Origin of the sequence: Kitasatospora sp. NPDC004799 (genome assembly GCF_040609095.1) — a bacterium.
Classification (GTDB): domain Bacteria; phylum Actinomycetota; class Actinomycetes; order Streptomycetales; family Streptomycetaceae; genus Kitasatospora.
In genome coordinates this window covers 1-14,433 of record NZ_JBEXJK010000012.1, presented here as the reverse complement: position 1 = coordinate 14,433, position 14,433 = coordinate 1, and the positions used below count along the sequence as shown (strand labels likewise).

Below are 14,433 nucleotides of genomic sequence, written 5' to 3'. Positions count from 1 at the left end.
GGAAAACCATGCACAGCACTCTGATCGTGGCCAGGATGGCCCCCTCCTCGGCCCAGGACGTCGCCGAGCTCTTCGGCGCCTTCGACCGCACCGACATGCCCGGCCGCATGGGCACGCGCCGCCGTCAGCTCTTCTCCTTCCGCGGCCTGTACTTCCACCTCCAGGACTTCGACGACGACAACGGCGCGAGCCGCATCGAGGAGGCCAAGACCGATCCGCTGTTCACCTCGATCAGCGAGGACCTCAAGCCGTACATCGAGGCGTACGACCCGGCGACCTGGCGTTCCCCCGCGGACGCCATGGCCCGCCGCTTCTACGAATGGAGCGCGTGATGGGAGGCGCCCACGGCCGGCGGGTCGTGATCACCGGTGTCGGGGTGACCGCGCCGGGCGGCCACGGCACCAAGGGCTTCTGGAAGCTGCTCACCGACGGCCGCACGGCGACGCGCCGCATCTCGTTCTTCGACCCGTCGCCGTTCCGCTCGCAGGTGGCCGCCGAGGTCGACTTCGACCCGGAGCTGTCCGGACTCACCCCGCAGGAGATCCGGCGCATGGACCGGGCCGCGCAGTTCGCGGTGGTCACGGCGCGCGAGGCGGTCGCCGACAGCGGCCTCGAGTTCGCGGCGCTCGCCCCGCACCGCACGGGCGTGACGATCGGCAGCGCGGTCGGCGCCACGATGGGCCTCGACCAGGAGTACCGGACCGTCAGCGACGGCGGCCGCCTCGAACTGGTCGACCAGGCCTACGCCGTGCCGCACCTCTACAACTACATGGTGCCCAGCTCCTTCGCGACGGAGGTCGCCTGGGCGGTGGGCGCCGAGGGCCCGAGCACGGTCGTCTCCACCGGCTGCACCTCCGGTCTCGACGCGGTGGGCTACGCCGCCGACGTCATCCGGGAGGGCTCCGCGGACGTGATGATCGCGGGCGCCGCCGACGCGCCCATCTCGCCCATCACGGTGGCCTGCTTCGACGCGATCAAGGCGACCACGCCGCGCAACGACGATCCGCAGCACGCCTCGCGCCCCTTCGACAACAGCCGCAACGGCTTCGTCCTGGGCGAGGGTTCGGCGGTCTTCGTCCTGGAGGAGCTGGAGAGCGCCCGCAGGCGCGGCGCGCGGATCTACGCCGAGGTCGCCGGCTTCGCGACCCGGTCGAACGCCTTCCACATGACCGGGCTGCGGCCCGACGGCAAGGAGATGGCCGAGGCGATCCGGGTCGCGCTCGACGAGGCGCGGCTCGCCCCGCAGGACATCGACTACATCAACGCGCACGGCTCCGGCACCAAGCAGAACGACCGGCACGAGACGGCCGCGTTCAAGCGCAGCCTCGGCGACCACGCCTACCGCACGCCGGTCAGCTCCATCAAGTCGATGGTGGGGCACTCGCTCGGCGCGATCGGCTCGATCGAGGTGGCCGCCTCGGTCCTCGCCATGGCCCACGACGTCGTGCCCCCGACCGCGAACCTCCACAACCCCGACCCGGAGTGCGACTTGGACTACGTACCGCTGACGGCCCGGGAGTGGAAGACCGACGCGGTGCTCTCCGTGGGCAGCGGCTTCGGCGGCTTCCAGAGCGCGATCGTGCTCGCCTCGCCCGACCGGGCGGGTGCCCGGTGAGCTCGCGCGCGGTGGTCACCGGACTGGGCGTCGTCGCGCCCACCGGCCTCGGCCTGGCGGACTACTGGGCGGCGACGCTCGCCGGGCGGGGCGCGATCGGCCGGGTCACCCGGTTCGACCCGTCGCCGTACGCCTCCCGGCTCGCGGGCGAGATCCACGGCTTCGAGGCCGGGGAACACCTCCCCGGCAGGCTGCTCCCGCAGACCGACCGGATGACGCGCCTCGCCCTGGTCGGCGCCGACTGGGCGTTCGCGGACGCGGGCGTCGTCCCGTCCGAACTGCCCGACTACGACGTCGGCGTCATCACGGCGAGCCACTCCGGCGGCTTCGAGTTCGGCCAGAACGAGCTGCGCGCGCTGTGGAGCAAGGGCGGCCAGTACGTCAGCGCCTACCAGTCGTTCGCCTGGTTCTACGCGGTCAACAGCGGCCAGATCTCCATCCGCGGCGGACTGCGCGGCCCGAGCAGCGTGGTGGTCAGCGACCAGGCCGGCGGTCTCGACGCGGTGGCGCAGGCCCGCCGGCAGATCCGCAAGGGCACCAGCATGGTGATCTCCGGGGCGGTCGACGCCTCCATCTGCCCGTGGGGCTGGGTGGCCCAGCTCACCAGCGGGCGCCTGACCACCAGCGACGACCCGGAGCGCGCCTACCTGCCGTTCGACGACCGGGCCTCGGGCCACGTGCCGGGCGAGGGCGGCGCGCTGCTCGTCCTGGAGAACGCCGAGCACGCCCTGGAGCGCGGCGCCCCGCAGGTGTACGGGGAGATCGCCGGGCACGCCTCCACCGTCGACCCGCGGCCCGGCAGCGACCGCGCGCCGACCCTGCAGCGCGCCGTGGAACTCGCCCTGGCCGACGCCGGCCTGGCACCGGACGACATCGACGTGGTGTTCGCCGACGCGGCGGCCGTGCCCGACCTGGACCGGGCCGAGGCGGAGGCGATCACCAAGGTGTTCGGGGTGCGCGCCGTACCGGTGACCGCCCCGAAGACGATGACGGGCCGCCTGTACTCCGGCGCGGCGCCGCTGGACCTGGCGGCCGCGTTCCTGTCGATGCGCGACGGCGTGATCCCGCCGACCACCGGCTCCACCCTGTCCCCGGACTACGACATCGACCTGGTCACCGGCGCCCCGCGCCCCCACGCGGTGCGCGCCGCCCTCGTGCTCGCCCGCGGCCAGGGCGGATTCAACTCCGCGATGGTCGTGCGGTCCGCCCACCACTGACGGAAGGAAACCTCGTGTCCACCACCGCTTTCACCCTCTCCGAGCTCAAGCGGATCCTCCTGGAGGCCGCCGGCGCCGACGCGGAGGCCGACCTGGACGGGGACATCCTCGACACCGAGTTCGCCGACCTCGGCTACGAGTCGCTCGCCCTCCTGGAGACGGCCGGGCGCATCGAGCGCGAGTACGGGATCAGCCTCGACGAGGACGCCTTCTCCGAGGCCCGCACCCCGCGCGCCCTGATCGACCTCGTCACCGCCCACCTGCCCGCCGCCCACGCCGCCTGACCGGGAGCCGAACATGACCGACACCACCGCACGCAGGGTCGCCCTGGTCACCGGTGCGACCAGCGGGATCGGCCTGGCCTCGGCCCGGCTGCTCGCCGAGCAGGGGCACCGGGTGTTCCTGTGCGCCCGCGACGAGAAGACCGTCGCCCGGACCGTCAAGGACCTGCAGGACGAGGGCCTCGACGTGGACGGCACCACCGCCGACGTGCGCTCCAAGGAGCAGGTGGCCGCCGTGGTGCGGGCCGCGGTCGACCGCTTCGGGCCGATCGACGTCCTGGTGAACAACGCGGGCCGCTCGGGCGGCGGGGTGACCGCCGACCTGGCCGACGAGCTGTGGGAGGACGTCATCGCGACCAACCTCACCAGCGTCTTCCTGATGACCCGCGAGGTCCTGAACTCGGGCGGGATGCGCACCAAGGCGCGCGGCCGCATCATCAACATCGCCTCCACCGCCGGCAAGCAGGGCGTGGTGCTCGGCGCCCCCTACTCGGCGTCCAAGCACGGCGTGGTCGGCTTCACCAAGGCCCTCGGCAACGAGCTCGCGCCGACCGGCGTCACGGTGAACGCGGTGTGCCCCGGCTACGTGGAGACCCCGATGGCGCAGCGGGTCCGCCAGGGCTACGCGGACGCGTACGGCACCACCGAGGACGCGATCCTGGAGAAGTTCCAGGCGAAGATCCCGCTCGGCCGGTACTCGACGCCGGAGGAGGTCGCGGGCCTGGTCGGCTACCTCGCCTCCGACCTGGCGGCTTCCATCACCGCCCAGGCCCTGAACGTGTGCGGCGGCCTCGGCAACTTCTGATCCCGCCCGACCCGACTGAGGAGCACCCATCATGACGACCCGTGAGGTCGAGCACGAGATCACCGTCTCGGCGACGGCGCAGGAGGTCTACCGGCTGCTCGCCGAGGTGGAGAACTGGCCGCGCCTCTTCCCGCCGAACGTGTACGTCGAGCACCTGGAGCGGGAGGGCGACCGGGAGCGGATCCGGATCTGGGCCACCGCCAACGGCGAGGCCAAGAACTGGACCTCGCGCCGCCGGCTCGACCCCCAGGGGCTGCGCATCACCTTCCGGCAGGAGGTGTCGTCCCCGCCGATCGCCGAGATGAGCGGCACCTGGATCGTCGAGCCGCTGGGCCCGGAGGAGACCCGGCTGCGGCTGCTGCACTCCTACCGGGCCGTCGACGACGACCCCGAGTCGCTCGCCTGGATCGACCGGGCGGTCGACGGCAACAGCCGCGCCGAGCTGCCCTCGCTCAAGGCCGGACTCGAAGAGGCCTCGCGGACCGCGGAGTTAACGCTGTCGTTCACGGACTCGGTGCGGGTCGAGGGGTCCGCGAAGGACCTGTACGACTTCGTCAACGAGGCCGACCGGTGGGTGGAGCGCCTGCCGCACGTCGGTTCCGTCCGGCTCACCGAGGACACCCCCGGCCTGCAGGTCCTGCGGATGGACACCGTCGCCAAGGACGGCTCCACGCACACCACCGAGTCGGTGCGGGTGTGCTTCCCGCACCAGCGGATCGCGTACAAGCAGACCACGCTGCCCGCGCTCATGACGCTGCACACCGGGATCTGGGAGTTCGTGGAGGGCGACGACGGGGTGGTCACGGCCTCGTCGCAGCACACCGTCGTCGTCAACCCGGAGAACATCACCCGGATCCTGGGCCCGGACGCGGACGTCGAGCAGGCCAGGAGGTTCCTGCGCGACGCGCTCGGCACCAACAGCCGGGCCACCCTGGAGCACGCCAAGCGGTTCGCGGAAGCGCGGCGCTGACCCATGCCGTCCACCTCGACTCCCCCGACGGACACCGATGTCGTGATCGTCGGCGCGGGGCCCGTCGGGCTGCTGCTCGCCGGGGACCTGCGCACGCACGGCGTGCGCACGACCGTCCTGGAGCGGCTCGGCGCGCCGATGACCGAGTCCCGGGCGTCCACGCTGCACGCCCGCACCATGACGGTGCTCGAGGAGCGCGGCATCCGCGAGCGGCTCGGTGAGCTGCCGGACGGCGGCCCCGGCCACTTCGGGGGCATCCGGCTCGACCTGACCGCCGCCGACCCCGGACACCGGTACGCCGGCCAGTGGAAGTGCCCGCAGACCCGCCTCGAGGCGGTCCTCCAGGAGCGGGCCCTGGAACTCGGGGCGCGGCTGCGGCGCGGCCTGCGCGTGGTCTCCCTGACCGACCGGGACGGACACGTCCTGGTCGAGGCCGTCAGGGAGGACGGCGAGCGCGTCCGCGTCACCGGCGCGTTCGTGGTGGGGTGCGACGGAGGCGACAGCACCGTGCGCCGGCTCGCCGGCTTCGACTTCGCGGGCCGCGCCGCGACCCGCGAGATGCTGCGCGCCGACGTGGCGGGCATCGACGTGCCCGCCCGGCGCTTCGAGCGGCACCCCGACGGCCTCGCCGTGGCGCACCGCTGGCCGGACGGCAGCACCCGGGTGATGGTCCACGTCTTCGGCGCGGACCCGAAGGAGCGCACCGGGCCGCCCGCGTTCGACGAGGTCGTCACCGCGTGGGCGAAGGTCACCGGTGAGGACATCGGCCACGGCACGGCCCGGTGGCTGAACGCGTTCGACGACACGAGCCGGCAGGCGACCCGGTACCGCAAGGGCCGGGTCCTGCTCGCGGGCGACGCCGCCCACGTGCAGATGCCCGTCGGCGGGCAGGCGCTCAACCTGGGCCTGCAGGACGCCGCCGAACTCGGCGGACGCCTCGCCGAGCGGGTCCGGTCCCCGGACCGCGACGACCTGCTCGACGGCTACGACCTCGTGCGCAGACCCGTCGGCGCACACACCCTCGACAACATCCGGGCGCAGTCGCTGCTGCTCCTCGGCGGGCCCGAAGTGGAGCAGCTGCGGGACGTGTTCGGCGAACTCCTCGGCCTGGCCCCGGTCCGCCGCCACCTGGCCCGCATGATCAGCGGCCTCGGCCGCCCCCGTTCCGCCGCGGCACCGCACGACTCCCCCGCAACGACCGCGACGACCGCCCCGACCACAACGACCGCGACGACCGCGACGACCGACAGGAGTTCCACGATGGGCAGGCTCACCGACAGGACGGCGCTGGTCACCGGTTCCAGCCGGGGCATCGGCCGCGCCACCGCACAGCGCCTCGCCCGGGAGGGCGCCCTCGTCATCGTGCACTACGCCTCCGACCAGGCCGCCGCGGACGAGACCGTGGCGCTGATCGAGCGGGACGGCGGCCGCGCCTTCCCGGTCCGCGCGCGGCTCGGCGCCCCCGGCGACGTGCACGAGCTGTTCCTCGGCGTGGAGCAGGGCCTGAAGGAGCGGACCGGTGAGACCAGGCTCGACATCCTGGTCAACAACGCGGGCGCCACCACGCCGGCCGGGCTCGCCCCCGAGGACGTCACCCCCGAGGAGTTCGACCGGCTCTTCGCCGTGAACGCGAAGGCCCCGTTCTTCATCGTGCAGCGGGCGCTCCCGCTGCTCTCCGACGGCGGCCGCATCATCAACATCTCGTCGGGGCTCACCCGTTTCGCCAGCCCCGACCAGGTGGCGTACGCCATGACGAAGGGCGCCATCGAGCAGCTCTCGCTGCACTTCGCCCGGCACCTCGCCCCGCGCGGCATCACCGTGAACAGCGTGGCGCCCGGCATCACCGACAACGGCAGCGCGGTGTTCGACATCCCCGAGGCCGTCGAGCAGATGGCCCAGCTGTCCGCGTTCAAGCGGGTCGGCAAGGCGGGGGACGTCGCGGACGTCGTGACGTTCCTGGCCACCGACGAGGCCCGCTGGATCACCGGGTCCTTCGTCGACGCGAGCGGCGGCACCCTGCTCGGCTGACCCGAACAGAGCCGACCCGCACAGAGCCGACCCGACCGGAGCCGACCCGACCCGGACCCCCAGGAGCGACGATGACCACCGCGCAGGCACCCGTGACCACCGCCGGCGACCGGCTCGGCGAACTCAAGGAACTCAAGGAACTGGCGCGGCTCGGAGCCGACCCGAAGGCCACCGAGCGCCAACACGCCAAGGGCAAGCTCACCGCGTACGAACGCATCGACCTGCTGCTCGACCCGGGCAGCTTCACCGAGGTGGAGCAGCTGCGGCGGCACCGCGCGACCGGCTTCGGCCTGGAGGCCAAGCGTCCCCACACCGACGGCGTGGTCACGGGCTGGGGCACCGTCGAGGGCCGGACGGTCTTCGTGTACGCGCACGACTTCCGCATCTTCGGCGGCGCGCTCGGCGAGGCGCACGCCCAGAAGATCCAGAAGATCCAGGACATGGCCATCGCGGCCGGCGCCCCGCTGGTCTCGCTGAACGACGGCGCGGGCGCCCGCATCCAGGAGGGCGTCTCGGCGCTCGCCGGGTACGGCGGCATCTTCCAGCGCAACACCCGCGCCTCCGGGGTCATCCCGCAGATCAGCGTGATGCTCGGGCCCTGCGCGGGCGGCGCCGCCTACTCGCCCGCGCTCACCGACTTCGTGTTCGCGGTCCGCGGCATCTCGCAGATGTTCATCACGGGCCCGGACGTGGTGCGCTCGGTGACGGGCGAGCAGGTCACCCAGGACGGGCTCGGCGGCGCCGACGTGCACGGCGGCGTGTCGGGCGTCGCGCACTTCGTGCACGACGACGAGGAGAGCTGCCTCGCGGACGTGCGCTTCCTGCTGTCGATGCTGCCGTCCAACAACCGGGAGCTGCCGCCCGCGGCACCGAACGGCGACCCGGCCGACCGGCGCGTGGACCGCCTGCTCGACCTGGTGCCCGCCGACGGCAACCGGTCGTACGACATCCGCGACGTGATCGCCGAGATCGTCGACGACGACGAGGTGCTGGAGGTGCACGCCCAGTGGGGCGCCAACCTCGTGTGCGCCCTGGCCCGGCTCGACGGCCAGGTGATCGGCGTCGTCGCGAGCCAGCCGTCCTCGCTGGCCGGCGTCCTGGACATCAAGGCCAGCGAGAAGGGCGCGCGGTTCGTGCAGTTCTGCGACGCCTTCAACATCCCGCTGCTCACCCTCGTCGACGTGCCGGGCTTCCTGCCCGGGGTCGACCAGGAGCACGAGGGCATCATCCGGCGCGGCGCGAAGCTCCTGTACGCGTACTGCAACGCGACCGTGCCCCGCGTCTCGGTGATCCTGCGCAAGGCCTACGGCGGCGCCTACATCGTGATGGACTCCCGCTCCATCGGCGCCGACCTGTCCTACGCCTGGCCGACCAACGAGATCGCGGTGATGGGTGCGGAGGCCGCGGCCGACGTCGTCTTCCGCCGTGAGATCGCCGCGGCCCAGGACCCGGCCACCACCCGCGAGCAGAAGATCAAGGAGTACCGGCGGGAGCTCGTCCACCCCTATTACGCGGCCGAACGCGGCCTGGTCGACGACGTCATCCACCCCGGCGACACCCGTTCCGTCCTGATCCGCGCGTTCGCGATGCTGCGCCGCAAGGACGTCGACCTGCCGCAGCGCAAGCACGGCAACCCCCCGCAGTGAGCGGCCGGCCGACCGGCTCCGACGGGCCCCCGCTCCTGCGGGTGGAGCGGGGCCGCCCGGACCCGACCGAGCTGGGCGCCCTCGTCACCGTCCTGTACGCCCGGCTGGCCGCCGCCCAGGAGCAGCCGCCGGAGCCCGGTCACCCGTCCGCGCACTGGCGCCGCCCCGAGCGCGCGCCCGGCTTCCGGGGCCCGCGGACCTGGCGCCACAGCCCCAGTTGAGCACCCCACCCACACGACACGGAGACCAGAGCATGGATGTCGGACTTCTCTTCGACCTGCGCAACCCCGACCAGTGGCACCGGCCCTGGGCCGACCACTACGCCCGCTCCCTGGAGTTCTGCGAGGAGGCCGACCGGCGCGGCGCGGACGGCCTCTGGTTCACCGAGCACCACCTCTTCGAGGACGGCTACCTGCCCTCGCCCCTGACCTTCGCCGCGGCCGCCGCCGCCCGCACCCGCGACGCCCGCATCGGCACCGCGGTCGTGCTCCCCAACCTCCACAAGCCCGCCCGGCTCGCCGAGGACGCCGCGGTCGTCGACCTGATCAGCGGCGGTCGGCTGGAGATGGGCTTCGGCGCCGGCTACCGGGTGCCCGAGTACGAGCTGTTCGACGCCGACTTCAAGAGCCGCTTCACCCAGATCGAACGCAACATCGCCGAGGTCAGGCGGCTCTGGGAGGAGGGCGGCATCACCCCGCGGCCGCTCCAGTCCTCGGTCCCGCTGTGGGGCGGCTTCTACGGTCCGCGCGGCGCCCGCATCGCGGGCCGGCTCGGCATCGGCCTCCTGCACATCTCGCACGCCTCGTACGGGCACTACCGCGAGGGCCTGGTCGAGGGCGGCCACGACCCCGGGCTCGCCCGGGTCTCCGACCTGCTCCCCGTGATACTCGCCGACGACCCGGAAGCGGCCTGGCCCCGCGTCGCACCGCACCTCGCCCACCAGATGAACACCTACCGGCAGGGCTCGGTGGAGGGCACCGACCACCCCAGGCCGCCGCTGCTCAACCCCGAGGACTTCCCGGAGGTCCCGAAGGCCGACGGCTCCTGGTCGACCCTGGAGATCCTCACGCCCGAGGACGCCGCGGCCCGCATCCACGAGCGGACCAAGGGCCTCCCGGTGAAGCACCTCATCTTCTGGGCGAGCATCGCCGGGATGCCGGACGACCTCGTCGTCCGCCACATCGAGCTGGTCAGCGAGCGGCTGCCCGCGCTGCTCGCCGAGGCCGCCGGGACCGCCGGGACCGCCGGAGCCGACGCCGCCGGATCCCGCCCGGGCAAGGTGCCCGCAGGTGACTGAGGCGCCCGCCGCCCGACCCCTCCCCGCGCCGGCCCGGCAGGGCACCTGGCGGCTCCTGTTCATCCTGTCCGGCAACATGGTCCTCGACGCCGTCGAGGTCTCGGTGGTCCTCGTCGCCCTGCCCTGGATCGGCGCCGACCTCGGCCTGTCCGTCTGGACGGTGCAGTGGCTGATGGGCGGCTTCGCCGCCGGATTCGCCGCGATGCTGCTCCTCGGCCCCCGCGCCACCGCCCGGTGGGGCCTGCGCCGCTGCTACCTCGTGGCGATGCTGGTGTTCGCCGCGGCGTCGGTGGCGGGCGGCCTCGCCGACTCGACCGCCCTCCTGATCGCCTCGCGCGTCCTCAAGGGCGGCTGCGCCGCGCTCACCGCGCCCGCCGGGCTGGCCCTGATCACCACCACCGTCCCCGACGGCCCGCGGCAGCGGCGGGCCGTGTCGGTGTACTCCCTGTTCGGCGCGGCCGGGTTCACCCTCGGCCTGCTGCTCTCCGGGGTGCTCACCGCGGCGAGCTGGCGCTGGACGTTCCTGTTCCCCGCGCCGCTCGCCCTCGTGCTCCTGGTGTGGGGCCTGCGGGTGATCCCGGACACCGGGCGCCGGACGCCGCCGCGCCTGACGGCGGACCTCGCCCGCAACGGCTCGCTGATCCGCGCGACACTCGGCGCGGCCACCCTCAACGGCACCTACGCGGCGCTGCTCCTCCTGGTCACCTTCCAGGCGCACGACCGCTTCGGGTGGCGGCCCTGGCAGGTGGCGCTGGCGCTGCTCCCCGCGTGCGTGCCGCTCGCGGTGTCCGTGCCATTCGCCGGCCGCCTGGTCGCCCGCTTCGGTACCCGGCGGCAGATCGCCGCCGGGGCGGCGGCCGCGTTCGCGGGCCAGCTGCTCCTGCTGCTGCGCCCCGAACCCGCCTCGTACGCCGGCGGTCTGCTGCCGACGCTCCTGCTCGTCGGCGCCGCCATGGCGCTGTCCTTCGCCGCGCTGAACATGCAGGCCACCCAGGACGTCGAACCCGGCCTGCGCGCGGCGGCGGTGCCGCTGTTCCAGACGGGCGTGCAGCTCGGCGGCGTCCTGATGCTGCCCCTGACCGCCGCCCTGCTCACCCGCTTCGGCGGCCACCGGCCGGCGCTCCTGGCCGTCGCGCTCGCCGGCGCGGCCGGGGTCGCCGTCGCGGTCGGCGGAACGCGCTCCGGCCGGCCGGGAGTCGACCGCCTCGGCCCCGGGCCGCGGCAGGAGAGGAACTCGCCATGACCGCTTCCCTGGAGATCATCGTCGAGGAGGACAGGTGCGTGGCCTCGGGGCAGTGCGTGATGACCGCGCCGGAGGTCTTCGACCAGCGTGACGAGGACGGTGTCGTCGTCCTCCTCGACGCCCGGCCGCCCGCCGCGGCCCAGGACGGGGTGCGCGCGGCCGTGGCCCTCTGCCCGGCCGCCGCCATCCGCCTGGCGCAGGGGCCGCCGCCGCACGGCTGACGCCCGACCGGGTCGTCGCCGGTGACAGGGACGGGCCCGGGGAGCCGCCCTCCGACCAGGTGGGCGGCTCCCTCGTGTGCGGCGTTCCGCCCGGAGTGCCCCCCCGGGCGGAACGCCGCTCGGTCACCACGCGACGGGAAGGCTCCTGACCCCGTACACCAGCGATTCGGTGCGGTACTCGATCTCCTCGAACGGGACGGCGAGCCGCAGCCCGGGGAAGCGGCGGAACAGCGCGGGCAGCGCGATGCCCAGCTCCAGACGGGCGAGTTGCTGACCGACGCACTGGTGCCGGCCGTAGCCGAAGGCCAGGTGCGGCACCGGCTTGCGGCGCAGGTCGAGCTCGTCCGCGGGTGAGGGCAGGGCGGCGCCGTGGTTGGCCATCAGCGTCGAGACGACGACGTACTCCCCGGCGCGCACCTCCTGGCCGTTGACCGACAGGTCGGTGCTGGCCCGCCTGACCAGCGGGGGCGCCACGGCGAGGAACCGCAGCAGCTCCTCGACGGCGCCGCCGGACAGCGCGTCCCCGTCGCGCAGGACCGCCAGCTGCTCCGGGTGCGACAGCAGGGCGAGGACGCTCAGTCCGATCATGCCGGAGAGGGTCCCGTGTCCGGCCACCAGGACGTCCAGCCCCATGCCGATCAGCTCGTCGTCGCTGAGCTCCGCGCCGTGCTTGCGCACCAGGTCCCCGAGGATGTTGTCGCCCGGGTCCCGCCGGTGGGCGGCGACCAGGTGGGCCATGTAGTCGATCATGGCCGCGAAGTTCTCCTGCTGGACCTCCAGCGTGGTGTCGACGCTGCTCGCGATCGCACTGCGCTCCAGGATGCCCGCCCGGTCCTCGAGCGGTGCCCCCAGCAACTCGCAGATCACGATCAGGGGCAGCGGTTCGGCGAAGGTCCTGACCAGGTCGGCGCCCGGACCGGCCTCCTCCACCGCGTCGAGGTGCTTCCCGACGATCTGCTCGATCACGCCGCTGAGCGCCCGGATCCGCTTCATCGTGAAGGCGCCGGCCTGCATCCGGCGGTACCGGGTGTGCTCGTCCCCGTCGTAGTTGAGCAGGACGCCCGGCTGGTTCATCACCGAGCGCGGGCCGGTCCAGTGCGGATCGAAGGCGAACCCGACTTCGTGGCGGGCGTCGGACAGCACCGTACGGGCGTCCTCCTCACGGGTGACGAGGACGGCTCCGACCTCGCCGAGCTGGGAGTTCGGCACCGGAACCCGGTGCAGCGACGGGTCCTCGTGCAGTGCCACGAGCGCGGGCCCGGGCCGGAACGGACACTCGGCCTGGCGGTGGTTGTGAGGCATCGACACCGGTTCGGTCATGGCGTTCACTTCCTTCCTGACGGCACGGGGGCGGTTCAGCGCGGAGCGGGCACCGGTTGCGGGACGTTCGTCACGAGGCGCTCGCCTTCTCGCGCAGGAGGTCCCTGGTGATGCTGTCGAGCAGCGCCGCGGCGCCCTTGTCGAACGCGGGGCGCAGCAGGCTGAGGGGCGTGCCCTCCACGAAGGCGCTCAGCGGCTCCCGCGGCGGGGCGTCGATGATCTCGAGGATCGGCGGGACGGTGAACTCGACCGGCTGCGCGGCCTGCTTCATCTGGGCGATGTGCGCCGCGGTGGCGGCGTCGAACTCGCCCGCGAAGCCGGTGCGCGTCCCCCCGGGGAACAGCAGCACGTACCGGGCGCGACGCGTGCTCCCGCCCTCGGCGAACGAGACGCCGAGGAGGTCGTTGAGCCGGCCGCCCTGGAACATGGCCGACCAGCCGTCGTAGCCCCGTTCGAAGCCGAGGTCGTTCCAGTTGATGCCCGGCGCCCCCACGCCGGGGCCGGCGACGTTCATCACGACCGGCGTCTCGGCCTTGTTCATCAGGTCGGCCAGGCCGTACCCGAGCAGGTACCGGCTGAGGTAGTAGAGCGCGAAGTTGTGCTCGATCCCCTCGGAGGTCACCTTCCGGTGGCTGCGGAAGTACCGCGCGCACAGCACGAGGACGTCCACCGCCTCGAACCGGTCCTCGATCTCCGCGATGACGCGCCGGTTCTCGCTGACGAGGCTGAGGTCGGCCTCGATGAAGAAGGCGCGGTCGGCGGCGCCCAGCTTGTGTGCCGTGTCGAGGTACTTCTTGCCCTTCACCGGGTCCGGAGCGATGACGACCACCTGGTCGCCCCGGCCGAGATAGGTGTGCGCGAGCGCCTGCCCGATACCGGACGTGCCGCCCGTGACAACAATGGTCTTCACCGTGGTCCTCCTCGGAACACTGGGTCGTGGGATTCTGCGCAGCAGAAGGTCTCCCGCCCGCGGGCGGACTCCACCCGGGGACGGACTGTGGGAAAAGAGATGAATCGAGAAGAGCGGGACGGGGTCAGCGGACGGGGATCAGCCGACCGCGGCGGCGATCTCCGCCCGGACCACGTCGTCGGCGAACCCGACGGCCGCCTCCGCGGCGCCGGTCGAACCCAGGGTCGACCCGTTCACGTAGACGCCGTCGATGATCAGCATGATCCGGTCGCCGAGCCGCTCCGGGTTCGCGGCCGGAGTCCTGCGCGCGAGGTCCCGCAGTTGCTCGCGCACCCGCCGGAAGTGCTTCACGGAGACCTGGTGCGCCGGATGGTCCGGGTCGGGGAACTCCGCCTGGGTGTTGCGCAGCGGGCAGCCCCTGGCGTTCGGCGCCATGGCCCGGACCGCCCGGACCAGCTCGACGAGCCGCTCCTCCGGCGCCTCCACCGCGGCGCACACCTCGCTCACGAGCCGGTCCCAGTCCTCGGCGGACCGCTCGAGGTACGCCACCACCAGCTGGTCCTTGCCGGAGAACTCCCGGTAGAGCAGCTGCTTTCCGCAGCCGGCCGCGTCGATGATCTGCTGCATGCCGACCGCGTGCACGCCCCGCTGGTCGAAGAGGTGGGCAGCGGCGTCCAGAATGCGCTCGCGGGTACCGGCAGCAGGTTTCCGGGCCATGGGCCGAGGCTAGCAGACCATGCCGTCCCGTCCCGGCCGAACTCCGGTCGTCACGACCGCTCGTGCGTGTACGGGTAGGCGGAGATGCCCGCGAACGCCGCCCGGCGGGGCGCGGCCGGGTCGAAGACCCGCAGGGCCGGCTCGCCCTCGCGCTCGATCGGGA

Annotated in this window: 15 protein-coding genes; 12 read left to right on the top strand and 3 right to left on the bottom strand. The window is 73.2% G+C overall.

Features of this window, described 5'->3' with window-relative positions; genetic code table 11:
* The first annotated feature begins 8 nt into the window (after positions 1 to 8).
* From ABZW03_RS03035 to ABZW03_RS02980, 12 genes are all read left to right on the top strand, one after another.
* Positions 9 to 332 carry a TcmI family type II polyketide cyclase gene (locus ABZW03_RS03035; protein ID WP_355251267.1) on the top strand — a complete coding sequence of 108 codons (324 nt, stop codon included), beginning with the start codon at positions 9 to 11 and terminating at the stop codon, positions 330 to 332.
* Positions 332 to 1,615 carry a beta-ketoacyl-[acyl-carrier-protein] synthase family protein gene (locus ABZW03_RS03030; RefSeq protein ID WP_355251264.1) on the top strand — a complete coding sequence of 428 codons (1,284 nt, stop codon included), beginning with the start codon at positions 332 to 334 and terminating at the stop codon, positions 1,613 to 1,615. The genes ABZW03_RS03035 and ABZW03_RS03030 overlap by 1 nt, the downstream gene beginning before the upstream one ends.
* Positions 1,612 to 2,832, top strand: coding sequence for a ketosynthase chain-length factor (locus ABZW03_RS03025; protein WP_355251261.1), 1,221 nt, complete (start codon positions 1,612 to 1,614; stop codon positions 2,830 to 2,832). The genes ABZW03_RS03030 and ABZW03_RS03025 overlap by 4 nt, the downstream gene beginning before the upstream one ends.
* A gap of 14 nt (positions 2,833 to 2,846) precedes the next feature.
* The gene (locus ABZW03_RS03020) at positions 2,847 to 3,116 is read left to right on the top strand and encodes an acyl carrier protein (protein WP_355251258.1); all 270 of its coding nucleotides are present in this window, start codon (positions 2,847 to 2,849) and stop codon (positions 3,114 to 3,116) included.
* Between the two features lie 13 nt (positions 3,117 to 3,129).
* Complete coding sequence (fabG, locus tag ABZW03_RS03015; protein WP_355251255.1) at positions 3,130 to 3,918, top strand: 3-oxoacyl-ACP reductase FabG; 789 nt, start codon at positions 3,130 to 3,132, stop codon at positions 3,916 to 3,918.
* 31 nt (positions 3,919 to 3,949) lie between these two features.
* Positions 3,950 to 4,888 (top strand): aromatase/cyclase, encoded by a 939-nt coding sequence (locus ABZW03_RS03010; protein ID WP_355251252.1) that lies wholly within the window; start codon positions 3,950 to 3,952, stop codon positions 4,886 to 4,888.
* 3 nt (positions 4,889 to 4,891) lie between these two features.
* Positions 4,892 to 6,916, top strand: coding sequence for an SDR family oxidoreductase (locus ABZW03_RS03005; protein ID WP_355251249.1), 2,025 nt, complete (start codon positions 4,892 to 4,894; stop codon positions 6,914 to 6,916).
* A 71-nt stretch (positions 6,917 to 6,987) separates the two neighbouring features.
* The gene (locus ABZW03_RS03000) at positions 6,988 to 8,562 is read left to right on the top strand and encodes an acyl-CoA carboxylase subunit beta (RefSeq protein WP_355251246.1); all 1,575 of its coding nucleotides are present in this window, start codon (positions 6,988 to 6,990) and stop codon (positions 8,560 to 8,562) included.
* Positions 8,559 to 8,783, top strand: a complete 225-nt coding sequence (locus ABZW03_RS02995) for an acyl-CoA carboxylase subunit epsilon (RefSeq protein WP_355251243.1) — start codon at positions 8,559 to 8,561, stop codon at positions 8,781 to 8,783. Before ABZW03_RS03000 ends, ABZW03_RS02995 begins: the two co-directional genes overlap by 4 nt.
* 32 nt (positions 8,784 to 8,815) lie before the next feature.
* A complete protein-coding gene (locus tag ABZW03_RS02990; protein ID WP_355251240.1) occupies positions 8,816 to 9,859 on the top strand; it encodes an LLM class flavin-dependent oxidoreductase in 1,044 nt (347 codons plus the stop codon).
* Positions 9,852 to 11,102 (top strand): MFS transporter, encoded by a 1,251-nt coding sequence (locus tag ABZW03_RS02985; RefSeq protein WP_355251237.1) that lies wholly within the window; start codon positions 9,852 to 9,854, stop codon positions 11,100 to 11,102. Before ABZW03_RS02990 ends, ABZW03_RS02985 begins: the two co-directional genes overlap by 8 nt.
* Positions 11,103 to 11,110: 8 nt before the next feature.
* The gene (locus tag ABZW03_RS02980) at positions 11,111 to 11,323 is read left to right on the top strand and encodes a ferredoxin (protein WP_355251353.1); all 213 of its coding nucleotides are present in this window, start codon (positions 11,111 to 11,113) and stop codon (positions 11,321 to 11,323) included.
* A 123-nt stretch (positions 11,324 to 11,446) separates the two neighbouring features.
* Here ABZW03_RS02980 and ABZW03_RS02975 read toward each other — a convergent pair whose 3' ends face one another.
* From ABZW03_RS02975 to ABZW03_RS02965, 3 genes are all read right to left on the bottom strand, one after another.
* Positions 11,447 to 12,643, bottom strand: a complete 1,197-nt coding sequence (locus tag ABZW03_RS02975; protein WP_355251234.1) for a cytochrome P450 — start codon at positions 12,641 to 12,643, stop codon at positions 11,447 to 11,449.
* A 70-nt stretch (positions 12,644 to 12,713) separates the two neighbouring features.
* Positions 12,714 to 13,553, bottom strand: a complete 840-nt coding sequence (locus tag ABZW03_RS02970; protein WP_355251231.1) for an SDR family NAD(P)-dependent oxidoreductase — start codon at positions 13,551 to 13,553, stop codon at positions 12,714 to 12,716.
* A 138-nt stretch (positions 13,554 to 13,691) separates the two neighbouring features.
* Entirely contained in the window at positions 13,692 to 14,270 is a 579-nt protein-coding gene (locus ABZW03_RS02965) for a TetR/AcrR family transcriptional regulator (protein ID WP_355251228.1), read from the bottom strand.
* Between the last annotated feature and the right edge of the window lie 163 nt (positions 14,271 to 14,433).

Coding starts and splice junctions, on each gene's coding strand:
- ABZW03_RS03035 (WP_355251267.1), top strand. CDS start 9: ATGCACAGCACTCTGATCGTGGCCAGGATGGCCCCCTCCTCGGCCCAG.
- fabG (WP_355251255.1), top strand. CDS start 3,130: ATGACCGACACCACCGCACGCAGGGTCGCCCTGGTCACCGGTGCGACC.
- ABZW03_RS03010 (WP_355251252.1), top strand. CDS start 3,950: ATGACGACCCGTGAGGTCGAGCACGAGATCACCGTCTCGGCGACGGCG.
- ABZW03_RS03000 (WP_355251246.1), top strand. CDS start 6,988: ATGACCACCGCGCAGGCACCCGTGACCACCGCCGGCGACCGGCTCGGC.
- ABZW03_RS03005 (WP_355251249.1), top strand. CDS start 4,892: ATGCCGTCCACCTCGACTCCCCCGACGGACACCGATGTCGTGATCGTC.
- ABZW03_RS02965 (WP_355251228.1), bottom strand. CDS start 14,270: ATGGCCCGGAAACCTGCTGCCGGTACCCGCGAGCGCATTCTGGACGCC.
- ABZW03_RS03030 (WP_355251264.1), top strand. CDS start 332: ATGGGAGGCGCCCACGGCCGGCGGGTCGTGATCACCGGTGTCGGGGTG.
- ABZW03_RS02990 (WP_355251240.1), top strand. CDS start 8,816: ATGGATGTCGGACTTCTCTTCGACCTGCGCAACCCCGACCAGTGGCAC.
- ABZW03_RS02975 (WP_355251234.1), bottom strand. CDS start 12,643: ATGACCGAACCGGTGTCGATGCCTCACAACCACCGCCAGGCCGAGTGT.